Genomic DNA, 21,068 nt, shown 5'->3' with positions numbered 1-21,068 from the left:
AATGCATGATCGACGAACTGCGGGCGCGGGCGTAATACTCACCCTATCGCGCCATTGCCTGCCTGTCGTCAGTTTCACCGATCAGCAGATCGCAGGCCGTCCACCAAGCCTGCCAAGCTGTGCAAGTCCGCCAGCCCCATCGAAGGAGTACACTGACGTAAGAGGACGGCGAACGACGCATCGCTGAATTGGGGCGGAAGCTGCAAAGCGCAGGTGGCCAGCGCACGATCTTAGGTACGATCCCAGTGTTCGCTGAAAAGGGATGACCTCGGAGGGCAGATGCAGCGAACGGGCTGCCTGCCCAGCCTTGGAGTCCAGCGTTGAAAGCTATTCAACCGCTTGTATTCATCGCCCAAAACTACCTCACCAGGTTCCCGCGGCTTGCCGCAAACACGTCCGGGCCAAACCGCCGACGCATGTGGCTTGCGACCTTCTTCGCATAGGCGACCTGCCTCGCCTCGGTTGGGCTATGATAGACGCCAACCGCTTTCCAATAGTCTCCGGTCGCTTCCAGCCCGGACAGGAATATCCAGCGTGCCGCCTCGACATTAAAACAGGGATCGTAGCGCAGCCAATGACGGATCTGCTCCTGGGGTCGTTCGAGCAGTCGGGACATTTTCGGCACCCAGCTACTGTTGATCTGAAGCGGCCCGAGATCGTGGGTGCCGTTGGTATTCGCGATCTCCGCGCCCAGCCAGCCAGCCTCCTGTGTCCGCAAGCCCCAAAGCGTCTTTTCAAGCCAGGCACGCCCCCGCGCGGCGACGCGGATGCAACGGGCGATTTCGGCGACCTCACCAGGTGCAGCTTGCTTCGCCAGCACAGGAGCCGGCGTCAGTATGACGGACAGGATCGCTATACTGGTGAGCGCCCTTCCCGCTACCGAGGCCTGGAAAATCATTGATCGACACGCCCTCATTGCACTATCCGATCACGAAAATCGGAGGGGCCACGTCGAAGAAGATCGCGAGACGGCAGACCATCCGGCTCGAACGGAGCGCCGGTCAGCAGCGCAAGCAATCGCTGCCCGGAGACGATTTCGATGCCATCGGCGCTCGAACAGATCGTGCGGCTCATCCCGCCGGTGCGACCGGTGTGGATGAACATGCCGCGCCGCCGCCGCGCAGCGCAAAGCATGGCGAACTCACGCACATGTTCAGGCTTGATCGCATCGCGATACCGCTTCGCCTGGATCAGCCAGCGCCGGCCATCGATGATGACCTCCCCGTCGACGCCGCCGTCCCCGGTATAGCGGCGATTACGGATGACGCGGTGCCCGCGCTGCTCGAAGGCTTCGAGCAGTAATTCCTCGAACGCCAGCGGATCCATCGCGCGCAGCCGGGCATAGTGCAAGACGGCGGGCTGATCGCGATCCGGTCCGCGCAGCTGCTCGCACATCGTTCGAGCCTGTCGGCGTCGCCAGCGATGACGGATCGGAACGCGATAATGGCGGTATAGCAGGGCAACGAGGGCGGCGCAGGCGATCGCCATCAGCAAAAGTTCCATCATCTTCTCCTATCGGTCATGCCCGCCGCCACGATCGCCATGATCGTGCTGCGGCTGAGGTTGGGATTGGGGTTCTGGTTGGTGGACAGGCTCGCGCGTACCCGCGCGATCGGGCTCCGCCGGCGCGTGCTGACGGTCCCGTTCGATCGTGCCGCGCAGGAAGCGGTCGACCAGCGAGGCAGCCTCCTGCGCGCGGCCGGCGAGGATCTCGGCAAGACTGTTCGGGCGGGGTTCGGAGCGGCCCTGCCGTTTCCGCTCGCGCTGCTCCCGCTCGGCATTACGGGCGGCGCGCTCGCGGGCATTCTCCTCGCGGGAGCGGTCGTGCCGGTCCTTGTGGCGAAGTCCCCGCATCTTGTGGCTGTCGGCCCTGATCCGGCCGAGCCCTTCGAGCGACGAGGTCTTCTCGCCCGATCGCGAGGCGAGCTTTTCCGCGAGACGTTGCTGGCTCTCGGTCCAGAGCTTCACGCCATAGGCGGCGCGAGTGATGGCGGTGTAATAGTTCTGACCGTTGACGAGGCCGGATTCCACAGGCGCCAGCGCATAGACGCGGTCATAGGTCTTGGACTGCGACGAATAGACGGTTTCCGAATACCCATGATCCCAGGTCCGGTGGACCGAGAGATCGACCTGCTGGACGCGCTCGCCGCGGTCCCATCTGATCGTCGCGATATTGCCCTCGAGCGCCAGAACGGTGCCGCGTTCGGCATTCTTGACCTCGAGTTCCTTGTTGACCAGCCGCCACTGGATGCGGTCGCCCTGGGCAAGGTCGCGCTTCTCAGGCAGGAACACATTGACATGCGCCGCCTTGCCGAGGCCCGGACGCCATTCGATCTGGCGGCCATGCTCGTCGACCAGGCGCACGACCTGGCGGCCATGATTGTTCCGGCCGACCCCGACGACGCGATAGTCGGCGTCGCGTGCGATCCCCAGCCTGGGATTGTCGCGCGTGAACTTGAGCACCTGGCCCGCGCTGTAGAAGCGCGCCATCTGCTTTTCCTGGTCGGTCAGGCCGGACGGGGTCAGCACTTCGAGCCGATGGTCTTCGGCCGCGACGGTGCCCTCGCGTTTCAGGACTTCGCGGATATGGCTGTTGACGATCAGACGGGTCGCGTTGTCGAGGACGAGGATATTGGTTTCGCCCCGTATCTCCGGTTTGAGCCGGGTCCAATCGGCGACCATCGCCTTGGCGAGGTTCTCCGCGGTGTCGCCGGTGGTCACGCGATCCAGCGCGGCGAGCGACGCGGCATAGTCGCCCTTGCGCGCCATGTCCGCGGCCTCCCGCGTCGCGTCGGTCAGGTGGCGCCGCGACTCCTTGAGCTGGCTAGTCGGCAGCCCGAGTTGCTGGAGCAGCCAATAGGCCTTGCCCTGCTCGATCGCGCCCGTCTGCTTATTGTCGCCGAGGAATATGAGACGCGCGCCGGTCGCGCGGCTGATCTCCAGCACGCGCAGCGCCTGGCGGTTGCCGAGCTGGCCCGCCTCGTCGAGCGCGAGAATATGCCTGTCGGTAATGCCATAACCGCCGCTCGCGAGCAGCGAGGCGAGCGTGCGGGATTCGATGCCCGCCTTGTGCCCGAGTTCCGCCGCCGCCGAAGAGGTCGGTGCGAGCGCCACGGTGGTATAGTCGTCGCGGGTCGCATCGACCAACGCGGCGACCAGGGTGGATTTGCCTGCGCCGCCGACACCATGCACGCCGACCGCCCGGTTTGTGCCGCTGCCGATGGCGATCAGCGCCGCGGTCTGTTCGGGCTTCAGCCTGGCGGCCGTCGCAGCCTCTTCCAGCCGTTCACGGGTGGCAACCGGCTTCGCATCGCCCATGGCCAGCGACAGATGCTCGGACAGGGCGAGTTCGAGTTTGGCGGTCCGGCGCGATGTCCGGCCGCGCGGAAGCGGCTGGTCGCCGGTCTGGCGCACCGTGACCAGCAGCTTGCCCTTGTTCTCCTGCGCATCGTAGAGCGGCCGCACGTCGCCCAGGCGGACCTCACCGACATGCGATGCGAGCGCGGTGCGATAGAGACGGCCTATATTGTTGACCGCCTCGCGCGTTTCATTCTGGCGGATGCCGAACAGAGCGGCGCGGCGGGCAACGCGCGGATCGGTCTCGATGGTTCGTTCACCCCGCTCCTGCGCCGCGGCCTGGAGCCTGTCGAGATCTTCACGATAGGGTTCAGCACGCACGCGCCATTGCTCGCGCAGGTCATCGAGGCCGATCGTCTCCTTGGCCTTTCGGGTCGCGAAGAAGGAGATCCGGCGCTGGGCCTGTCCCTCAAGCCCGTGCTCCGCGGCATGCTCGTTGATCTGCTCGGCGCGCTGCGAATAGTCACGGATAAGCTGGCCGGGCATGCCTTCGACCTCGAACAGCCCCTTACGCGGATCGAACACGATCTCATGCCCCAGCGCGCGCACGTCGCGGGCAATCTCGTTGCGATAGATCTGACCCATGACGAGCTGCTCGGCATACATCGAGCGCGTCTCGAGACTCGACATGCGGTCGCCATTGAGATGGTTGGTCATGTTGAGAATGACGACATGGGTATGGAGCTGCGGGTCGTGCTCGCGGCTGGCATATTCGGTGAAACGCGCGAACAGCAGCCGGCCCGTCGTCTCGTGGACGATCTCGCCGTCCACCCGGCGGCGCAGCTCGGCATGTTCCTCGGCATAGGCAAGCGCAACCCCGACCGCCCGCTCGTGCGCGGCAAGGATGCGCTCGTCGCCCGTGACCAGCGCCAGGATCGAGATCGACTTGGGCGCGCTGATCGTGAAATCCCAGCCGGGATGATGCTGGATGCCTTCCTTGCGCCGGCGACCGAGCTGCTGGTCGCCGACCTTGCCGGCGAGCAGTTCCTCGAACTGCTTGGGGTCGACAGGCCCGGACAGGCCGAGGCTGGCGGCGAGCTTGCCGCCCCATTCGGAGGGTTCGTTGCCGCCCTTGGTATAATAGTCGCCGATTGTATAGTAGCGGCCGATATTGGCGGGTGTCCCCTTGAGGCGGCGAGGATGGATCATGCCGGCTTCGCCTTCTCACGCGGGCCTTCGGAACGGCCATGGCTGTCGAGCCGCACACGGATCGTGCCGCGCGTCGCCCCCAACAAGGGGATGGGGGTGGCAACCCTGTTCTCCTCGTCGGGATGATCGTCGATCGGCGCTCCCTCGTCCGTCATGCCGGAATCGCTGTGGTCGGTGGGTCCGAACACCTCATCCTGCGGCACGGCGTCCTGGGGATCCGGCAGGCTGGGCGGCTCCTGGGTCGGCTCCCGCGCCGGCGGGGGATTGGCCTCGCCGGTAAAAAGATCGCCTTGCCCCGTTCCGGGAGACGGCGGCGTGTCCGGATGTCCCGGACCCTGCCCTCGCCTCGCGGCCTCCTCCCGCGCCTGGCGCGCGCGGCGCTCTGCCCACGCCTGGGAGATGATGGCCTTGCCGAGCGGCAGCCTTTTGGGGGGCTCGGTGCGTTCAACGAACGCGGCCGCGATCGAAGGCAGCGGATTGAAGCGATCGGTGAAACGGACGACGGGGAGATTGCGCCCGAAACGGAGGAAACCCGAAAGGTTCGGCAGATGGGTGACCTCGGTGTCCAGAACCAGCGGGCGGGTCACCTGCATGCGACTGAGGTTCACCCCGTCGCGCATGTCATTGACGCCGTAGCTCATCCCCTCGTTGGCTTCGACCTGCTCGACCCGGCCAAGGTTTTTGGAGATAAGTTCCGAGGTGTCGCTATCGTTCGCCCGGAGCGCGACCCAGGTCGAGCAGTAGCCGGTGATGGCCGCCGCATCCTCCTTGCCGTAGGTCGCGGTCAGCTGGGGATAGGACTGGAACCCCAATATGCCGCAGCCGCCATATTTGCGCGCACGGGCGAGGAAGTCGGATAGGCTGGGGAGCTTCTGGAGCGTCGGCAATTCGTCAATGACGCAATAGAGCCGCCGGTCGCGGTCGGGCGTGAGGCTCATGATCGCGCTGATCGCGATGTCGAGCCAGACCGTGATCAGGGGGCGCAGCGAAGGAAGCTGGTCGGCCTTGACGGTGACGAACAGCCAGCTGTCGTCCTTCTCGTCCTCGACCCAACGCCGGATCGAGAAGCCGTCCTCGGTATCGTCGAGATAGGCGAAGCTGCGCATGACCGAGGCAAGCTCGGCCTGGACGCCGGCCGAGGTGCGCTCTCCCTCGGCGGAGATGAAAGCGGCGGCATCGGTGCCCTTCACATAGGCGGCAAGATCGGCGAGCGGGGAACGCAGCACCCGATCAAGCAGGACCGAGATGAGCGTGTGCTTCTGCCGCGCGAGCTTGCGCAGGACGGCGACCAGCGTGCCGCGCGCGGCCTTGCTCCAGAACGGATCGCCATGTTTGTCGGGGATCGTAGATTCCGCGATCTGGTCGTAATGATACTCCCGCGGAACATCGACCCAGGGACTCCAGATGTCGGTGCGCTTGTCGAGCGGGTTGAGCAGGATGTCCCTGCCGGGGCGATAGAATTTCTCAACGAAGCTCCCGGCCGTGTCATAGACGATCGCCCGCTTACCCTGCTTGCGGATGCCTTCGAGCATGGTGGTGATGAGGTTGGTCTTGCCCGTTCCTGGAGCGCCGACCAGCAGGATATGTTCGGGCTCGAAGGCTTCCGGCACGGCGACGCCGCCGATTGTGAGCGCCCCCTTCTTCTGCCCCCGGAGCGCGCGCCGCACTTCCGAGGCCGTCCCGAAGCGGGCGCCGCGCAGATATTCGTTGGAGCCGAGCCCCTTCCCAGTTCTGGTAAAATAGAACCAGGCACTGACCAGTCCGAAGAGGGCGACCACACCGGCAATGGCCGCCCCGTGGATGAGGTCCTTTTCGAGTTTGTGGAGCGCCTGCTTCGCGACACCGGAGTCGGCGAGGGTGTCGGCCGAGGTCCAGTATTGGCGCCCGTCGGGGGTGCGGAACAGCACCGGGTCATTGGTCCCCGGCGCCGCATCCGCCTTGATGGTCGCCTCCACCAGCTTGGCGAGGACGAAGCGCTGATAGTCGGTCGACTTTTCGAACGCATACCAGCAGGTCCCCATCAACCAGAGGATCAGCCCGGCCAGCACGGTCTGGAAAAAGACCTGGGTGGTCATGCGGACATTGTGGACGATCGCCTGCCCGCCCCGCGTCCAGCTCCCCAACGTGTCGTTGCGGAAGATGCTCATGGCCGGCCCCTCCCCCGAACGGCTGGCGGTGCGCTACGGCATGCCCCCGGATTTGGGATGGCCCTGACCGGCAGGGAATAATCGCAGGCAATCGCGCGGCCGGACGGGAAGCCCGCCGAGGGGGAACGCGAGGCCGGGCATGTGTCCGCGAGGTGGGGATCCGCGCGCCGGGTCATGGCTGTTCGTCCGGTGAGAGCAGCCCCTTTTCGAGGAGCAGCGCCCTGGCGTCGGCCATGCCCTGTTCGAGCGTCTCGGGCGACCGGCGTCGCACCGATGCCGCGAGGATAGAGAGCGTCTGCAGGACGCAGGAGAGGATTTCGTCCTGCGTCGTGTAGACGTAGCCGCCGCGGGGATCGGCGGTCTGGTCGATCGCGGGGCGGAGGAGTTCGGCGACGCTGACGCCGACTTTACGGGCACGGCGCTGCAGCCGCTCGTAAAGGGCATCGTCGATCCGGATTGTGACCCTTGCCAAGGTGATGCTCCGACTGGAGCTTCGACAAGGAGGTCACGACGCACAGCAACTATAGCGCAGACAAGCGACGATCACAATAAAATCAGCGTGGCGGACGTGTCTGCCAGCCGGAAACGGCGGAATTGCGGGGCTTTTTCGGGCAATAGTACTGAGGCGGCAGACGCGTCAGCCAAATAACGTGAAATCTGGCTGACGCGTCTGCCAACGGAAACCATTGATTATAGGGCAGTTTCAGGCCACAGCACCCGTGCGTACGGTGCATTACAAACCGCGAAGCGCGTGCGTCGCTTGCCCGCAGCAACGGAGTTGCTGCGTCATCCCTACCGCTGCCGGGCGCACCCATTGCGGTGGTGGTCGATGTGGGGAGATAGGTCGCGCTATGCGGTGGGGTCGCTTGTGGCGCGGGTGCGCCTGTGCGACAAGGATCGCGTGACGAGCGGGCCAGCCTGAGAAGGAAACTGGTCATGCCTAAAATGTCTGAACGCGATAGGCTCGCTGATCTGGAAGATCGCGAGAAGAGGATTGCGGTCGAGAAGGCTGCGCTACGCAAGCGGCTACGCGATCGCTATGCGGCAATGGTGACGGCGCTGCCGGTCGAGCAATTGACGGAACGCGAGTTCCGGGACGTGCTGGGCCATGTGTTGCGGTTGGGCGGCGCTGCCGCGCTGGCTGCGCTCAAGGGGGCGTCGGGTGCCTCCGATGCTTCCCATTCGGGGAAAGCGCCAGCCGCGCCAAGGCCCGCAAAGGGGGATGACGGTGGGGCGCTCGGCCCTTCGGTGGGGGCGTGAACCTGTCGGCCCTTCCCCTTTTGGTTCTTCCCGCCGCCGCGCCGTCAGGCGCGGCGGCGGCCGGGGGCACGACAAAAGGCCAGCGCGCGGGGATGCGCGCCAGCCTTGGCGGGTCTCGTGTGATGGGTAGCGCGGCGCTGGGGGAAGCGCCGCGCCGTTTGGTTTCAGGCGCTGCGCCGTGCTTGCCTGAACGTGTCCCCCTCGCCGTTCTGCGGCTTGCGGGATGCGGGGGCATCCTTGGGCTTGCGGAAAGCATGGATGGGAACGCCTTGTTTCCGCATGGTCTGATAGAGATTGGCTTGGATGCCGGACCCTTCGCAAAGGACGGCTTCCACCGGCTCAAGCTCGCCCATCTTGCGGTTGCGCTGATAGGGAGCCTTGCGCCCGCCACCATAGAGGCCATAGGCGACAACGGGGACGCCTTCCCGCGCTGCCCATGCCGCCGCGATGGCGTCCGCCCCTTTCCGTTGCCCGGTGGTAACAAGCGTCATATGCGGAACACGGGCCTTGATCTCGCTTAGCTTCGCCCAAAGCGGTTGCCATTCCTCCCATACGGCTGGGCCGGAAAAGATGACGACGGGGCCTTGCGGCTGGTGCTTCTCGCGCTTGGCAAGGGCGCGCTCCTGCAAGAAATCCAGCGCATTGATATAGCTTGCGGTGGTGACAGATGACGCCTTGCTGCCCTTGGTCGGTGCCCATGCGCGACGCCAACAAGCGCGATACATGGCGGCGGCATAGTCGCGCAATGTCTCGATGGCTGCGCGCTGTTCGGCCAGCGAGCGGCATTGCAACTGGGTATCCTCAAGGTCTTTGTTGAATACCTCGCCCGGTTCCATGCGCCGCGTCATGTCGCGGATTTTGTCGGCAAGCCTATCCTCTTGGCGCTCCACCGTTCCGGCAACGAAATGGAAGCTGTTGACGATACCCCAAGCGATTTGCGGGGCGAGCGGGTCAAGCCGCGTGTCGGTCAAGAGGCAGTAAAGCGACGTGATAAGTTCGCCGCATACCTTCTGCGCGGTGAACGGTTCGGGCATGGTGTGTTCGCCCGGTTCGTCGCCGGGTTCGATGATGGACAGCGGCAGCGGATCGCCAAAGGATGCTTCAAAGGCAGGGTTTGCGGTTTCCTCCGCGATAAGTTCCGGCAGGTCCGCAAATGTGCTAACGGTTTTCTTAGCTGACTTCTTCGTCATGGGTCTGACTCCTGATGGCAGGATGATCGGTTAGGGTCCGGGGAAGCGGTGCAACGCTCCCCCGGCCCGTCTCGGCCTAGCCCCTAGAACGCAACTTCATCGTCCAGATCGGCGGCGGCTCCTTGGCTGGACAGTCCGCCGCTTTCATCGGCGGTGCTGTCACCGAAACCGTAGTCGTCGCCACGGTTGCCGGAAGGCGCATTGTCGCGGGTGGCGCGAATGGCGGGACCGAAATCGTCGCGCTCCGGCCTGCGCCATGCCACCCGATAGCCTTCCTCCACCGAGCCGAAAAGCGCGATGGGCAGGGCTTCGGGCATCGACGGGTCATCAACATGGCCTTGCAGGAAAACCTCGCCGGTTTTCTTGGCGACGGCTTCCCAAAGCGCGCCGACCTGAACGACACGGCCCCCGACATTGGGCGCGATGATTTCATAAGCCGGGGCCAGTTCGTTTTCGCTTTCCACCGGGCGCAAGGCCAGCTTGGGCAGGTCGATTGCGCGGGTGGCAATCCACCCGATGATGCGGCCCTTGTTCAGGTTAAACTCACCGATATTCATAGCCTTTACTCCAAACGATGCATCCGGGGCCAATCCCCATCAGCACCTATACTTATACCCCCTCCCCCTTTTTGAGTATATGTCATTGTTTTCTTGACAGTATTTCATCGCATTTGGTGAGCCAGAGCCAATAAAACGGACGCGGCAGCGTCCCGAACAAAGAAAAGTATGGCGAAGCCATTCCTTCCTGATCAGCGGAGGACGCGACGGTGGCCGTCTGTCATCGCATTCGGAGCCGCCGTCGCCGGGGCTCAAGGGTCAGGGCTGGTCGGGGCAAGCAAGGGACGTCGCGCTGCGGCCTTTAGAAAAGCTTGGAGTAGAAGGGGCCTGCCGACCGCTTACCCCAAGCGACAACGTCGGCAGGCCCCTTCTACTCCTAGGTTTTCTTGGCCGGAGGCAGCCCTTGCTTGCCCCGACCAGCCCTGGCACGCCGAGACCCTGCGAGGCGGCGCAGAATGTGATGACAGACTGCGTGCGACGCTGATTGCGGGCCGAGGCGTCCTCGCCGAGGCCCGCGGCGACGGTTCCCCAAACGCGATGCCCGAGGAGAGATCGGAGCGTGCCTTTGGGGTTGCTACGCTGGCCCGAGCCAGAGAACGTCGAGGAGGCTGCTGCTGGCCTTGCGTGCCTCGACGATGACAGTGGCGTCCACCAGCGGCGGGAAATCCTGCGCGCCATTGAGACGCCAGACGTGGCCATCCTCCATCTCGAGGAGGAAACCGCGCTCGGATCGGCGCAGCTGTCCACGGAGGCGCAGAGGCGCGGCCGCCATGGTCACGGCGCGGGGTGCCGGCCGATCGGGGCGGCCCATGCGGAAGCGAAACTCATGATCGCGATCCTATTGCGGGCATCATTCCGATTGTAAACATGTTCGACCTATGTTCTATTCATGGATGAAAGGACTTTCCCATGATCGCGGACTATCTCGCCACCTTCGATTTCAACCTGTCGCTGATCGATGCAGTCAACGACCCCGATATCGCGGATGTGCGCAGCCAGATCGCCGCCCTCGCGCTCGGGGAAGGTCTCGACAGCGGCTACTATGCCACGCAAGAACTGGCTGAGGCCTTTCTGGAGGCGGCTCGCGAAGCCAATGCCGAGATCACCGATCCCCATAGCCCGGCGCGGGAAAAGCTGGTGGATATCCTCGATAGCGGTCCACCCTATCAACGCAGCCTGTTCGACGCGGTAGCCACGTTGCCGTTGGCGGACGCGGCCAGCCATCTCGCCTGGCTTACCAGCGTAATGCGTGATCGCGCGGATATGTATCGGCCGGTCGAAGCGGCGCGTCTATCGACACGCTGAATATCCCGTCCCCACCTGCGGCATCCGGTAATTTCGCACGGAACCGATTGGCAGTTGCTGCCCGATTGGGTTAGAGGGGCGGGTCCGCCGGTGGTGGGCCGGAGAGTAGAAACTCCGAACAATAGAGTCGGCGCATGCCTTGCGGCCGGATTGCCTGATTATGTCCAGGCTCCGGCTAAAGATCAGGCACGCGTTCTATTGTTCGCGTCTTTCTACCGTCCGGCTCAGGGGCCGGCATCCTCCTCCGGGGGGGTGCCCGCCGACTGAGCGCGACGGGACGGAGAAGCACAGATGACAGACGAAGAGCCAGGGCTGGAAAACGCCATCAAGCACATGGAGGCGGCACTCGAATGCCTCGTCGACCCTAAGGACCAGGTGGTGGCGATACGGCTTTCGCACGCGCTGGATCTGGCGCGGGAGCGATTGCTCGAAGGGGCCTGAGGAAGGATCTCATTCCCGAACTGGTCAGGATAGCGCCAGAGTTGTGGGATCATCCTCCCACGGATTGAATATGGCTGCGCCGCTGTGACGCACATCCTTGACGTTGCGAGTCACGAGATAAAGCTGGTGCTCAATCGCGGTGGCCGCCAGCATTGTGTCGACAACGCCCGGCGCATGGCCCGTCCCTAGCTTGACGTCGCCGGAGATTGCTCCCCATCGCCGGATAATCGCGTCATCAACGGACAGAATGCGACCTTTGAAACGCGCTTCGAGCGCATCGCGAGCCCCGATATAGCGGGGCCGCTCGGGATGGTTCGCGGGTATGGCGTGGATTCCCTTGTCATATTCGCCGAGCGTCAGGATGCTGAGGAACAGCGCTTCTTCGGGCTGCTCCGACGCCCATGTCTTCACGCTCGGCGCGCCGTTGGGATTTATGAGGGCGGCAATCACATTGGTGTCGAGAAGCCAGCCGATCACAAGACGATGTCCCGTCCGCTATCGCGTTCGCGCGTCAGATCGACGCCTTCGAGGTGCAGTCCTTCGAGAAAGGCGACAAGCGGCTTCTTGCGTTCAGGCGGCAGCAATCTTTCGAGTTCGTCGGCGCTGATGATAACGACGGCATCCTTGCCGCGCACCGTGACGCGTTGCGGCCCTTCGCTGCGGGCCAGGCGAACCACCTCGCTGAACCGCGCCTTGGCGTCTTCGAGCTTCCATCCGCGCGCCGCTGGTGGAAGCCTGGAACCACCTTTGCGTGCGGGGCCGTCACCGGCGCGTTTGGAGGTAGTCATGAAAATTCTCCATCTGACTAGTTAGTCAGATATAATGATCCAGCGGTATCGGCGCAAGCTCGATCCGGCATCGGTAGGCCATGTGTGTCATGCCGGCCTGATCCAGTCGCGGGCGGGTGCCCATCCGAGAATGTCACTGCCGCTGTCGCTGACGGCCTCGCCCGATATGTCCCGCCAGGGCGATCGAGGCCGATAGACCGGCATGTAACGGGCGGTGAGCACTTCGAACGTCGAGCAGATATAGCCGCTGAGGCGGATGGCAAGAACGGGTCGATCGTCGTCCGGAAGGCCTGTGAAGACTGAAAGGAAGCCGGGCGGGATAGGGAAGAGTGTGCTTTCGATCATGGCGCGGGCAAGCCGCGTCTCCAATTCGCCCGCTTCGGAGCCCCAGGGATGCGCATCGATGTCGAAGCGATCGGCGCTATCCGGCGACGGACGGATCGAGAATTCACCAGACCAGCAGCGACTGTCCGGGTTCAACGCGGGGACCTCTGCCTTGGCGGCGTTATTGCCCGTATCGGCACGAAACCAATCCGCCATCGCCGGCGTAAGCTGGCCGGTCAGGGCCCATGCCTTGATAGGGTCCGGATCGCGCTCGGGAAATTCGACAAGCCACCATTCGGCGCGATGATGGAGAATCACGCCATAGCAATGACGCTCGGCCGAATTGGATTCGGGACACTGGGTCACGGATACCTCCTTTTTGCGGGCTTGAAGGCCGCAATTGCCCCCATCGGCACAGCCAGGCCGTGCGGCGACGGTGATCGGTGGTTGCAACCGCGCGTCGTTCACGCCAATCTGGCGGTCAATCTTGTGAATTCGCAGCGACAGGCGTAATCGGAGCGTCTCGGACCTGTGAAAAACGGGCGGTCGCCTATCGCCGCTTTGAAAAAGAAACAAAGTGCTCCGACAGGGATGCTCGTGATGAACCTGCCTATCGTGTATCAGCCGCATGCCGTTTCTGATGACGGCGCAATGAGCTTCATGCTCTTTATGGCGGATGCCTGGGCCAAGATGCAGCCGAAGAAGCTAACGCTCGCAGATATGGACGAGTATTGGAACTTCTGTCGGGATGACGAGGTGAGGCGGGCGAGGAGATGATTCGATCGATGGGCAAGACCCTGCGTGGCGTCCTCGACCTTATAGGCCGGTGAGTTCTTCGCACACCGCATAGGTCAGCGACCGAGGCTAAATTCACCAGGACCTGCGTTACTACGTGGCGCTATAGGTTTCAGCCGCCCACTGCGCGACCCACCCTTCGGTGATTTGCTCGTGCGCGATCTCCCCTTGTTCGATCAAAGTGCGGATTTCCGCCCGGGCGAGATCGAGTGCTCTGTCCCATGCGTTTCCGGCCGAAAGCGCAGGTTTCGTGAGCGGCAGATGATGCTGGAATGCGGCGTCGCCCCCGTCGAGCCGGGCCTGCTGCCGGCGTTGCCATCGCTCCATATGACCGGCAACGAACTCGTCGGTCTTCGAAAAGCCTTCGCGCCACGCCTCGATCCGCGCGGCCAGAGAATAGGCGCAGGAATCGAGGCTGGCGATGCGATGCGCAAGCGGCCGCAAATAATGGAGGGCTGTTCCCTTCACACCGAAAAGGTGGAAGCGGAGCGCAGGGTCTGCGTCCCGGTCGAGCCGGCTTAGCACCGCGAGAAGCCCATCAGGACCGGACACCGTGCGGCGGCACATGGAGCCGATACCGACAACCATGCCTGGCCGAAGGATACCGGCAATGCCGTCGAGGCATCGCAGATAGTCGTCGGGATGCCGTCCCTGGATGACGGGCATGAACCGGGCATCGATTCCGCGATCGGCGGCTCTTGCATGACAGGCATGATTGAGCGCGATGGTGCGCGAGATACGGTCGAGGACTTCGTCGCGGTCGCGGGCAATTTCCTCTTCGGTGCACAGGTCGAGGCTCGCGAAGCGCCGAAATGGGTAGCTTGCGGCCAGTTCGATATAGTCATCGGCCGTCCAGGGCAGCCCGCGGTAGCGATGAGCGACGACAAAGCCGGCGGAGTCGAGGTCGATCGACACCAGGCGCGAGGCATTGGCCAGCGAACGCAGGTTCCAGCCCGCCCAGCGCGCATAGCCCTCGCGGCGATCCCATCGCGACAGCGCGTTCGCTGAAATGAGGACCGGATAGCGCATCTCGATCGCGCGCTGGAGAAGCGGGCCACGATTGAGATGCGGGAGGCCGACGATGATCTCTATGTTCATGCTGGCCTCCGCGACGTCACGCTTCTCAAGCGAAGGGTCGGTGAGACGAAAGACGGTTACGCTTGCGGGAGCCGGAAATCCTCCTGCCCTTCTAGAACCAGCTATTGCAAAGGTTGCAACGGCTCCACCAGTAACCGTGCTTGTCGCCGACCTTATAGGCGTTGATGTTGAACCGCTTGCCTGTAGGGCTCGTGGGATCATCATAGCACTCGGCTGCGCCGCAGTTGGGACAGGTGATGCTGTCGGTTACGATGATTTCGGGGGTGTTCGTGGTTCGCTGGCTGCTGGACATGGTTGGTGAACTCCCAGATGAAACTCATCCACCAACCACCCCCTTTCCCCCTGTGGAGAACGCGAAGGGCGCCATGTTGCCGCCCTGTTGTTGCACCAGTCTGCCGCGCCAATGAGCGGATCGATATGGGGCCGGGTTAGCCCAACCGGGTCACCAGCGCATGAGCATCGGCTTCGCAGGCCGCCGCCCCGAGCCAGACGGAACTGCCATCGCGGCGTCCGGCATAGAGTCCGAAGAACTGCGGCGCGACACCCACCGTTTCGGCGGACATGCGGGCGCGCGAGTCCTGCACCAGGCCAACGATATCGACGTGGCCATTCCAGTCGACAGGCAGGGGCAGCAAGGGACTGAATGCCTGGTTCTTCGAGAGCCCCTCGGACCATTCGGGATGATGATCGTCGAGAAAGGCGGCCACGACGCGGAATGCGCCGCTGTGGTCATTATGGATCGCCTCCAGCAGCGGAGGCATCGCGAGCAGCTCGTCCATCATGCCCCGCACATAGATTTTGAACGCAGGATCCTGCCGTCGGCTCCGTGTGGCGGAAGCGAGCGCCGTCTGGAGTTCGAAGAGTTGGGCGCGGGCGTGCGCGAGCGGCGTTCCGGTCGTCAGGTCGGGTCGATCGAAGATGTTCCCGAAGCGCACGCCCGTCGGCGCAGTGCAGGTCTGTTCGAAGATGGTGACCGAAAGAGCGTCCCAGCCTGCGGTCGATATGGCTTCCCTATCCGTATAGAAGTCGGGCTCCATGCCGGACAATTGATCGAGGGCATCGACCCGTATCCGGGCATCGGCAGTCCGACACGAACCTGCTTTGATATCCTTTTCAAGCGCGATTTGGAGTTCGATTGCGGGAAGCGCGATACGCCAAGGACGATTGGCGGGATCATGAGGAAACAGGCCGCGCCTTTCGATCAGCCGGTCGATCTGGGATGCATCGCGTTCATCGGATCGTTCCTCGAACATGTCGGCGGCAAGGGTATGCCAGACGGAAAGCGTGAATGTGTCGAACGGAACGACCTGGCGCGCGGCCATGCAGTCGTCCTCGCTTTCCATATATTCGGCCCAGAAATCACCTTCGCCAAGCGCGTCGTTTTCGGGATTATAGGCAAGCTTGCGCGCAACCATCAGTTCGTTGCTGGACAGCGCGACAAGATCGGCGGACGGCCGAGAGATGATGTCGGCGGTTGCTTCCGTCGTGAAACCGGATAGCTGATGGGTGGGCATGGGCTGTTTCCTTATGGAGATCGGAGGATCCACTATGGCTCCCTCGCCCATCACCTCTTTCCTCCCCTCCTGCGGCCCAGGACTGTTCGCTGCGGTCAGTTGCTCATCCAGAATAGGGGCAAGTCAGGCAGCCTGATCACGCCCGGCCCGCCGTGCCGGCCAGCGGCTGGATGACCTTGACGTCCGCCAGTTCGCCGAACGCGGCAATATGCGCCTTCAGCGCCGCTTCCAGGCCTTCCCGATCGTCGAACGCCTCCATCGAATAGGCCCGGCGCGCGAGAGCATCGGGGTCGGTGCCGAACATCCGCGCAAAGTGCCGCGGCCAGTGACAAAGCAGGATCCATGGCCAGCCCGGCTCAGGGGGCGAGAATTCGAAGAAGCTTATCTCTCCCGCCTCGCGGCAACTGGGTTTGCGATCGAGTAGATCGGGTGCTCGCAGGCCGTCCCGGTCCACGGTGAGGAACGCTTCGAACGCGGCAAGCTCCTCATCGGTCTCGATCATGACGATATAATAGCGATCGAGTGCGAGCCCCTGCCCCGCGAGACGCGGCGGAATGTCGATGACCATCACCGCCGGAGCGGTGACGAGCGGCATGGCATAGAGGCGGCGTCTGGCGGCAAGCTCGTCTGACAGGCGCATGGCGGGATTCCCGAAGATGTGGTTGCTGTGAGCGATCGCGCTCATCGTATCGAATGGGCGGAAAGACAGTCTACAGGTCCGACCGGCGCCAGACATCCCTGGTGCTATCCGCGTGGACGGCAATGAGGCCCTGTCCATCTAACTCGGCCTGGACGCAGCAGACAAGGTCGCCGGTTTCCCCGATGCCGGGCCGTTCGTAGATATAGAGGTCGAACAGCGCACCTCCGTTCGCAAGTATATGGCGCTCGCGGATGCGCGACCAGGGGAACGTCTGATTGAGATCGGTGTCCGCCCAATCCGGGTCGGCGCTGATCGCACGGATATTGAGGGCAGCGTTGCCGGTGGTGAGGCTGAAGCGCTCGGCGATCTCGATCGCAAAGCGGCGGACGGAACTGTGGCGGCGGGCGATACGCTCGGCGACGTCTCGCAGCTGCCGGACGTCATCGGCGGACAATCGAATGGATTCGGTCATCGATGGCATCCTTGTGATGGAAGTTCGAGGCTGGGGGCGGGTTCTAGCGAGGCGTGCAACCACCATTCCGCAGTGATGTCAGCCGAGACGGCCGGAGGCCAAAAACGCCATCCTTTGCGCATCACTGGCAAGGGTCACGAAACAGTCGTCAGGGCGAAGATAGACGACGACATACCGCCCGCGCTCGCATAGTCGCCGGATGTTGGCGCGACTGCCCTGGCTCGTTCCGTCCCATATGACGAACCCGACACCGGCGAGGCGACACATTTCCCGATCTTTCGCGCTGTGGAAGGCGCGCGTACCCGCAGGAGCATCTGCTCGGATCTGCCGGACCGGCCATATGCCGATATTGTGCCGGGGGACGGAACCTCCGCAGAAGATCGTGACGTGACGCACACCGCAATCGGCGAGGAATCGCTGGACCGCTGCATCCGCGCCAGATGCGTCGCCAATCACGACGGGCAACTCCTTTTCGATGACGACGCCGAGCCGCTTCATTACGCAGGCCGGAAGCTGCCGGATGGAAAGCGATCCGGAGATGAATATGGGTGGCGTGGATACGCGATGGTATGTGGCAAAATCGCTGGCGGTCATAGCAAGCTCCCAGGGAAGTTCACCGTCAGCCCCTCCTACTCCCCTCCTTGCGGGCCCTTTCGCAATGGCCGATCCTGTGGTCACCTCCGAGGGCGCGCGCATATCTTGCCAGCGCGATCCCGTCATTCCCGATGTTGCGCGATGATTCGTCGGGCGAGCACCTCGATTTCCTGACGATCGGCGGTCTGCGTGCAATCACCCGGATAGACGATGAGATCGTCCGCCGCGGCGCTGCCCTTGCTGATGAATATCCGCCAGACATTATGGCGAATTTCTGCCTGCTCACGCGCTTCGGTTAGAGGATTCAATAGATCCGCCCACTGGTGCCGGTCGGGATCGTCCGAAAGATCGGTCCAGTCGCTCAACATCCCCCAAACCGTATAGCCGTCGATCTGTGCATGATGCTCGCGTGCTGCGCGTCGCTCGGCCTCGCGTTTCGGTGCGTCGCGTCTTGCCTTGGCCTCCGCCTGTTTCCAGCGGACCGACGACAGCCCCTGTTCGAGGCCCTTGATGACGTCGGCCGCCAGGGCTTCCTGCCGCTTTGGCACGATATAAGAATGGTGTGCGGCCGCGATCTGTTCGGCGCCATATCGCGCGAGCGCAAGCAAGGCTTGCAGCTCGGTCTTGCTCAGAGTGACCCGAAGGCCGCTCGCCATCGCGTGCGTTTTCATGGGCAGCGTTCCTTGTGCCAAGGTTTGAGGCCCGCGAGCGGGAGCTTGTATTCCCGCACGGTGTGATGACGCTCCTCGGAAAAGAAACCCCAATGGCCGGTCGATGAATATCGCAGGAAGAAGAACTTCTCGTTCTCCTCGGTCCTGATCCACATGCCCGGCGTGATCGGGTATCGATCGGCAGGGTTCATTGGCGCCTCCACGACGATGGGATTGGTATCAGGCGACGTGCAGTACGAGATTTTCGTCCTTCGCCGGGCGCGTCTCCGTCACGCAGAACGGCTGGATCGGGCTGCCGGTGCGGATGACATACTGGTTGCGGCCGGTGGCGCTACGGCGCTGAATCGCGCAGGCATATGCGTGCTCCGCGCTCGCCAAACGCTCGCGAAGGGGAGACAGTTGGGCCATGATATCCTCCATGAGGTTGAGATGGGGAAGGTTTGCTGCCCGGTAGGCGGGCATGGCCGATGCGGGATCAGCCTTGTTGTGACGGGTCTTCCTGATCGTCGGAGGCGGCATCGTGGGAGACGACTGGGCAACCGATGCTGTCGATGACGGTGCGCGCCGAATTTTCCCAACCGGCGCGCTCAAGGATATCGGATACATCCGTCCTGACGACGTCGCGTTCGCTCTGGTCGGCAGCGAGCGCGATCTGCCTCAGGGCACGAAGCCCCATGTGCATCTCGATCATGTGGAGACCGCCTCCACGGTAATGCGGAAGGCGGAACGATCGCCCAGCACGAGGTAGATCTGCGTCCCCGTCTGGATATCGCAGCTTGCGATGCTGTCGATATTGGCGCTTGTGCCATGGATTTCCGAAATTACATGGGGCGGACGGTCATCCTTGCAATCGCCGCTCTCGTCGCACTTTTTGGCATGAGTCTCCAGCAGCTCGCAGATTAGGGCAGCAATCGTGCTGGCGCGGGTCGGATTGTCGCTATCGGTCCTGTCGATCGCTTCGCGCAGGATCGGTGTCAGCGCGTCATTGATCTGGAAAAGCAGATCCGACCTTTCGCTATCGCGCAGACCGTCCAGCACAGTGTTGGGAATGAGGGTGTTGACCGCATGGGTAGCGTCATCGACCAGCGCGTCGAATTGATCGTCGTTCATCGGAATCTCCTTCGCGGGTGCGACCAGACGGGGCACACGAGGTGTCCGGTGCTATGTCGGGGATGGAAGAGCTATTGGCGGTCTCAGGGGCGCTTCATCATCCGAGCCCGGACGTTCTCGACCCAATGCGCCGGGTTATTATGGTGGTCGATAAACTCCTGTGACCAGGCGAATACTGTCTCAGTATCCGGCTCGATCATATCGAGCGCGTCGCCATATTCGGGGTGATGCGCGCCTTTGCAGCTGTTGCGCATGAAGATGAGTGCGCCGGCGCACATCGCGCGGGCATCGCTGCCATCGCCCGGAATGGTCTTGTGGCAAGGCAGCGGCGGCCCGTCGAACTGGATCTGCTGCGTGAAATCCTCCGGCCGGTAGCCGCCCAGCCAGCCGGCGGGATGATCGCGGCGCCAGGGGCATTCGTTGCACGGCTGCTTGAGCAGCGGCTTCATGTCGCGCCAGCTCGCAATGTTTGCAGCGTCTCCTTCATGAGCCACCGGGTCGAGCCGCCGAATATCTCAGTATCGGTGACGACATAGTAACCGCCTCCGAAACCGTCAGCGATGTCCTTGTCGGCCACCTCCGCCCATTGAAAGCCGAACGGCAGCGCGGATTTGCAGACTTTCTGGATCAGCGATGCGAGGGCCGGAACGTCGGCTTCATGGCCGCTGATGAACGCGAACTGTGTCTTGGCCTCCGGGTCGCCTTGAATGATGAGATCGGCATCGAACTCGGGAAAGCCCGGATCCGACCAGAGATCGAGAAAGTCCGCGAAAGGATCCTCCTCCTCCGGTTTGTTCGGAAAGGTGTTCCTGAATCCCTCGCTGAGCGACGCGTAATAGGTCTTCACCGCTTGCATCCCGTTAGACGGGAGTTCGGCGAAGTCGCTGGACAGTTGGGTCGATACGGCGAAGCATTCCTTGAGCAGGATTGCTTCCTGCGGCATCAGCGGAATGGCGAACGCCGTTTGCAGATAGTGATTGGCCATCTTTCAGCTCCTGGATGGAAAGGATGGAACAGCACCCGGCAGGCTAGATCGCCGGCCCCGACGGCAGCCGGTGGTCGATCTCATCATCGGTGAGGCGTTCGAGCAGTTTCAAAGCGGAACCGCCGTCCGGTTCACAAATGACGATCGTGCGTTTGCCCCGGTCTTCCGGGGGCCACGCATCGGGATCGGCCTCGCCTGCAAGACCACGAATATCAGGATGCGTGTGCGACCAGATCAGTTCCAGCTTCTGTTCGCGGGTCATGCCCGGAGCGGCGGCTGTCTCATGGGCTATGATTGCCGCCCGCATCGCGTCGGGGCTATGGCGATCTCCAAGATTGCAATAACCGGTAAACCAGCGCTTGCGTCCGATCGTGATGGCGAAGAAGACCGAACCGACGAAACCGGCCTTGAGTTCAGACCAGGCAAACATCCCGGCGCGCATGAAGAGCGGCGGCAGTTCCTCAAGCATGGATTCGTAGGATTCGAGTTCAATCTCGAACCATCTATTCTCAAAAGCCTTCCCCGAAATGCGATCCTCTAACGAACAATCGGGAACGCGGTTGAACAGTTCGAACATCTGCTCGCGTGTCGCGACGCCGTCGAAAATCTTCCTGAATGGAGGAGCCTGGGTCATGGGACGATTCCTCATGGACATGGCGTGCCGCGGCGCG

Annotated in this window: 28 protein-coding genes; 4 read left to right on the top strand and 24 right to left on the bottom strand. The window is 63.0% G+C overall.

What is annotated here, in order from left to right:
• Positions 1 to 358: 358 nt before the first annotated feature.
• From SGRAN_RS02885 to SGRAN_RS02865, 5 genes are all read right to left on the bottom strand, one after another.
• Positions 359 to 898 (bottom strand): lytic transglycosylase domain-containing protein, encoded by a 540-nt coding sequence (locus SGRAN_RS02885; RefSeq protein ID WP_013846858.1) that lies wholly within the window; start codon positions 896 to 898, stop codon positions 359 to 361.
• 14 nt (positions 899 to 912) lie between these two features.
• Positions 913 to 1,488 carry a restriction endonuclease gene (locus tag SGRAN_RS02880; RefSeq protein ID WP_234703076.1) on the bottom strand — a complete coding sequence of 192 codons (576 nt, stop codon included), beginning with the start codon at positions 1,486 to 1,488 and terminating at the stop codon, positions 913 to 915.
• Positions 1,489 to 1,512: 24 nt separating this feature from the next.
• On the bottom strand, positions 1,513 to 4,506 hold the full coding sequence (gene mobF, locus SGRAN_RS02875; RefSeq protein WP_067180506.1) for a MobF family relaxase: 2,994 nt from the start codon (positions 4,504 to 4,506) through the stop codon (positions 1,513 to 1,515).
• Positions 4,503 to 6,653, bottom strand: coding sequence for a type IV secretion system DNA-binding domain-containing protein (locus SGRAN_RS02870; protein WP_013846861.1), 2,151 nt, complete (start codon positions 6,651 to 6,653; stop codon positions 4,503 to 4,505). Before SGRAN_RS02870 ends, mobF begins: the two co-directional genes overlap by 4 nt.
• 172 nt (positions 6,654 to 6,825) lie before the next feature.
• Positions 6,826 to 7,125: a ribbon-helix-helix domain-containing protein gene (locus tag SGRAN_RS02865; protein WP_013846862.1), complete on the bottom strand. Its 300-nt coding sequence runs from the start codon at positions 7,123 to 7,125 to the stop codon at positions 6,826 to 6,828.
• 464 nt (positions 7,126 to 7,589) lie between these two features.
• On the opposite strand from SGRAN_RS02865, the gene SGRAN_RS02860 reads away from it, so the two are divergent.
• Entirely contained in the window at positions 7,590 to 7,913 is a 324-nt protein-coding gene (locus SGRAN_RS02860; RefSeq protein WP_013846863.1) for a hypothetical protein, read from the top strand.
• A 164-nt stretch (positions 7,914 to 8,077) separates the two neighbouring features.
• Here the strand turns inward: SGRAN_RS02860 and SGRAN_RS02855 are convergent, their stop codons facing one another.
• From SGRAN_RS02855 to SGRAN_RS22085, 3 genes are all read right to left on the bottom strand, one after another.
• The gene (locus tag SGRAN_RS02855; RefSeq protein ID WP_062066095.1) at positions 8,078 to 9,103 is read right to left on the bottom strand and encodes an SLOG family protein; all 1,026 of its coding nucleotides are present in this window, start codon (positions 9,101 to 9,103) and stop codon (positions 8,078 to 8,080) included.
• Between the two features lie 83 nt (positions 9,104 to 9,186).
• On the bottom strand, positions 9,187 to 9,660 hold the full coding sequence (locus SGRAN_RS02850; protein WP_021243077.1) for a DUF736 domain-containing protein: 474 nt from the start codon (positions 9,658 to 9,660) through the stop codon (positions 9,187 to 9,189).
• Between the two features lie 574 nt (positions 9,661 to 10,234).
• Complete coding sequence (locus SGRAN_RS22085) at positions 10,235 to 10,471, bottom strand: DUF5818 domain-containing protein (RefSeq protein ID WP_021244111.1); 237 nt, start codon at positions 10,469 to 10,471, stop codon at positions 10,235 to 10,237.
• Between the two features lie 98 nt (positions 10,472 to 10,569).
• Between SGRAN_RS22085 and SGRAN_RS02840 the strand changes: the two genes are divergently transcribed.
• Entirely contained in the window at positions 10,570 to 10,965 is a 396-nt protein-coding gene (locus SGRAN_RS02840) for a hypothetical protein (RefSeq protein ID WP_021244110.1), read from the top strand.
• Positions 10,966 to 11,256: 291 nt separating this feature from the next.
• Entirely contained in the window at positions 11,257 to 11,406 is a 150-nt protein-coding gene (locus SGRAN_RS22505; RefSeq protein ID WP_021244109.1) for a hypothetical protein, read from the top strand.
• Between the two features lie 24 nt (positions 11,407 to 11,430).
• Here SGRAN_RS22505 and SGRAN_RS02835 read toward each other — a convergent pair whose 3' ends face one another.
• From SGRAN_RS02835 to SGRAN_RS02825, 3 genes are all read right to left on the bottom strand, one after another.
• Complete coding sequence (locus SGRAN_RS02835) at positions 11,431 to 11,883, bottom strand: type II toxin-antitoxin system VapC family toxin (RefSeq protein ID WP_021244108.1); 453 nt, start codon at positions 11,881 to 11,883, stop codon at positions 11,431 to 11,433.
• Entirely contained in the window at positions 11,880 to 12,194 is a 315-nt protein-coding gene (locus SGRAN_RS21455) for a type II toxin-antitoxin system Phd/YefM family antitoxin (RefSeq protein ID WP_021244107.1), read from the bottom strand. The genes SGRAN_RS02835 and SGRAN_RS21455 overlap by 4 nt, the downstream gene beginning before the upstream one ends.
• Positions 12,195 to 12,281: 87 nt before the next feature.
• Positions 12,282 to 12,884, bottom strand: a complete 603-nt coding sequence (locus SGRAN_RS02825) for a hypothetical protein (protein ID WP_062066100.1) — start codon at positions 12,882 to 12,884, stop codon at positions 12,282 to 12,284.
• Between the two features lie 234 nt (positions 12,885 to 13,118).
• Here SGRAN_RS02825 and SGRAN_RS22500 point away from each other — a divergent pair, with 234 nt between their 5' ends.
• The gene (locus SGRAN_RS22500; RefSeq protein WP_013846872.1) at positions 13,119 to 13,295 is read left to right on the top strand and encodes a hypothetical protein; all 177 of its coding nucleotides are present in this window, start codon (positions 13,119 to 13,121) and stop codon (positions 13,293 to 13,295) included.
• 111 nt (positions 13,296 to 13,406) lie between these two features.
• Here the strand turns inward: SGRAN_RS22500 and SGRAN_RS02815 are convergent, their stop codons facing one another.
• From SGRAN_RS02815 to SGRAN_RS02760, 13 genes are all read right to left on the bottom strand, one after another.
• Positions 13,407 to 14,411 carry a deazapurine DNA modification protein DpdA family protein gene (locus tag SGRAN_RS02815; protein WP_013846873.1) on the bottom strand — a complete coding sequence of 335 codons (1,005 nt, stop codon included), beginning with the start codon at positions 14,409 to 14,411 and terminating at the stop codon, positions 13,407 to 13,409.
• 428 nt (positions 14,412 to 14,839) lie between these two features.
• Complete coding sequence (locus SGRAN_RS02810) at positions 14,840 to 15,976, bottom strand: hypothetical protein (protein WP_237233732.1); 1,137 nt, start codon at positions 15,974 to 15,976, stop codon at positions 14,840 to 14,842.
• Between the two features lie 85 nt (positions 15,977 to 16,061).
• Positions 16,062 to 16,661: a hypothetical protein gene (locus SGRAN_RS02805; protein WP_237233731.1), complete on the bottom strand. Its 600-nt coding sequence runs from the start codon at positions 16,659 to 16,661 to the stop codon at positions 16,062 to 16,064.
• A complete protein-coding gene (locus tag SGRAN_RS02800; protein ID WP_021244100.1) occupies positions 16,636 to 17,037 on the bottom strand; it encodes a hypothetical protein in 402 nt (133 codons plus the stop codon). Before SGRAN_RS02800 ends, SGRAN_RS02805 begins: the two co-directional genes overlap by 26 nt.
• 78 nt (positions 17,038 to 17,115) lie before the next feature.
• Positions 17,116 to 17,631, bottom strand: coding sequence for a hypothetical protein (locus SGRAN_RS02795; RefSeq protein WP_021244099.1), 516 nt, complete (start codon positions 17,629 to 17,631; stop codon positions 17,116 to 17,118).
• Positions 17,632 to 17,753: 122 nt separating this feature from the next.
• A complete protein-coding gene (locus tag SGRAN_RS02790) occupies positions 17,754 to 18,302 on the bottom strand; it encodes a hypothetical protein (protein ID WP_021244098.1) in 549 nt (182 codons plus the stop codon).
• Complete coding sequence (locus tag SGRAN_RS22080; RefSeq protein WP_062066102.1) at positions 18,299 to 18,493, bottom strand: hypothetical protein; 195 nt, start codon at positions 18,491 to 18,493, stop codon at positions 18,299 to 18,301. Before SGRAN_RS22080 ends, SGRAN_RS02790 begins: the two co-directional genes overlap by 4 nt.
• A gap of 28 nt (positions 18,494 to 18,521) precedes the next feature.
• Positions 18,522 to 18,710, bottom strand: coding sequence for a hypothetical protein (locus tag SGRAN_RS02785; protein WP_031290719.1), 189 nt, complete (start codon positions 18,708 to 18,710; stop codon positions 18,522 to 18,524).
• A 67-nt stretch (positions 18,711 to 18,777) separates the two neighbouring features.
• Positions 18,778 to 18,993 (bottom strand): hypothetical protein, encoded by a 216-nt coding sequence (locus SGRAN_RS02780; protein WP_021244095.1) that lies wholly within the window; start codon positions 18,991 to 18,993, stop codon positions 18,778 to 18,780.
• Positions 18,990 to 19,412, bottom strand: a complete 423-nt coding sequence (locus SGRAN_RS02775) for a hypothetical protein (RefSeq protein ID WP_021244094.1) — start codon at positions 19,410 to 19,412, stop codon at positions 18,990 to 18,992. Before SGRAN_RS02775 ends, SGRAN_RS02780 begins: the two co-directional genes overlap by 4 nt.
• An 83-nt stretch (positions 19,413 to 19,495) precedes the next feature.
• The gene (locus tag SGRAN_RS02770) at positions 19,496 to 19,861 is read right to left on the bottom strand and encodes a DUF6283 family protein (protein WP_021244093.1); all 366 of its coding nucleotides are present in this window, start codon (positions 19,859 to 19,861) and stop codon (positions 19,496 to 19,498) included.
• Positions 19,858 to 20,397, bottom strand: a complete 540-nt coding sequence (locus tag SGRAN_RS02765) for a hypothetical protein (RefSeq protein WP_021244092.1) — start codon at positions 20,395 to 20,397, stop codon at positions 19,858 to 19,860. Before SGRAN_RS02765 ends, SGRAN_RS02770 begins: the two co-directional genes overlap by 4 nt.
• 43 nt (positions 20,398 to 20,440) lie before the next feature.
• Positions 20,441 to 21,031, bottom strand: coding sequence for a DUF1419 domain-containing protein (locus tag SGRAN_RS02760; protein WP_021244091.1), 591 nt, complete (start codon positions 21,029 to 21,031; stop codon positions 20,441 to 20,443).
• Positions 21,032 to 21,068 lie beyond the last annotated feature (37 nt).

The sequence above is a fragment of the Sphingopyxis granuli genome (assembly GCF_001559015.1).
Taxonomy (GTDB): domain Bacteria; phylum Pseudomonadota; class Alphaproteobacteria; order Sphingomonadales; family Sphingomonadaceae; genus Sphingopyxis; species Sphingopyxis granuli.
This window is presented reverse-complemented; position numbering and strand designations above follow the sequence as displayed.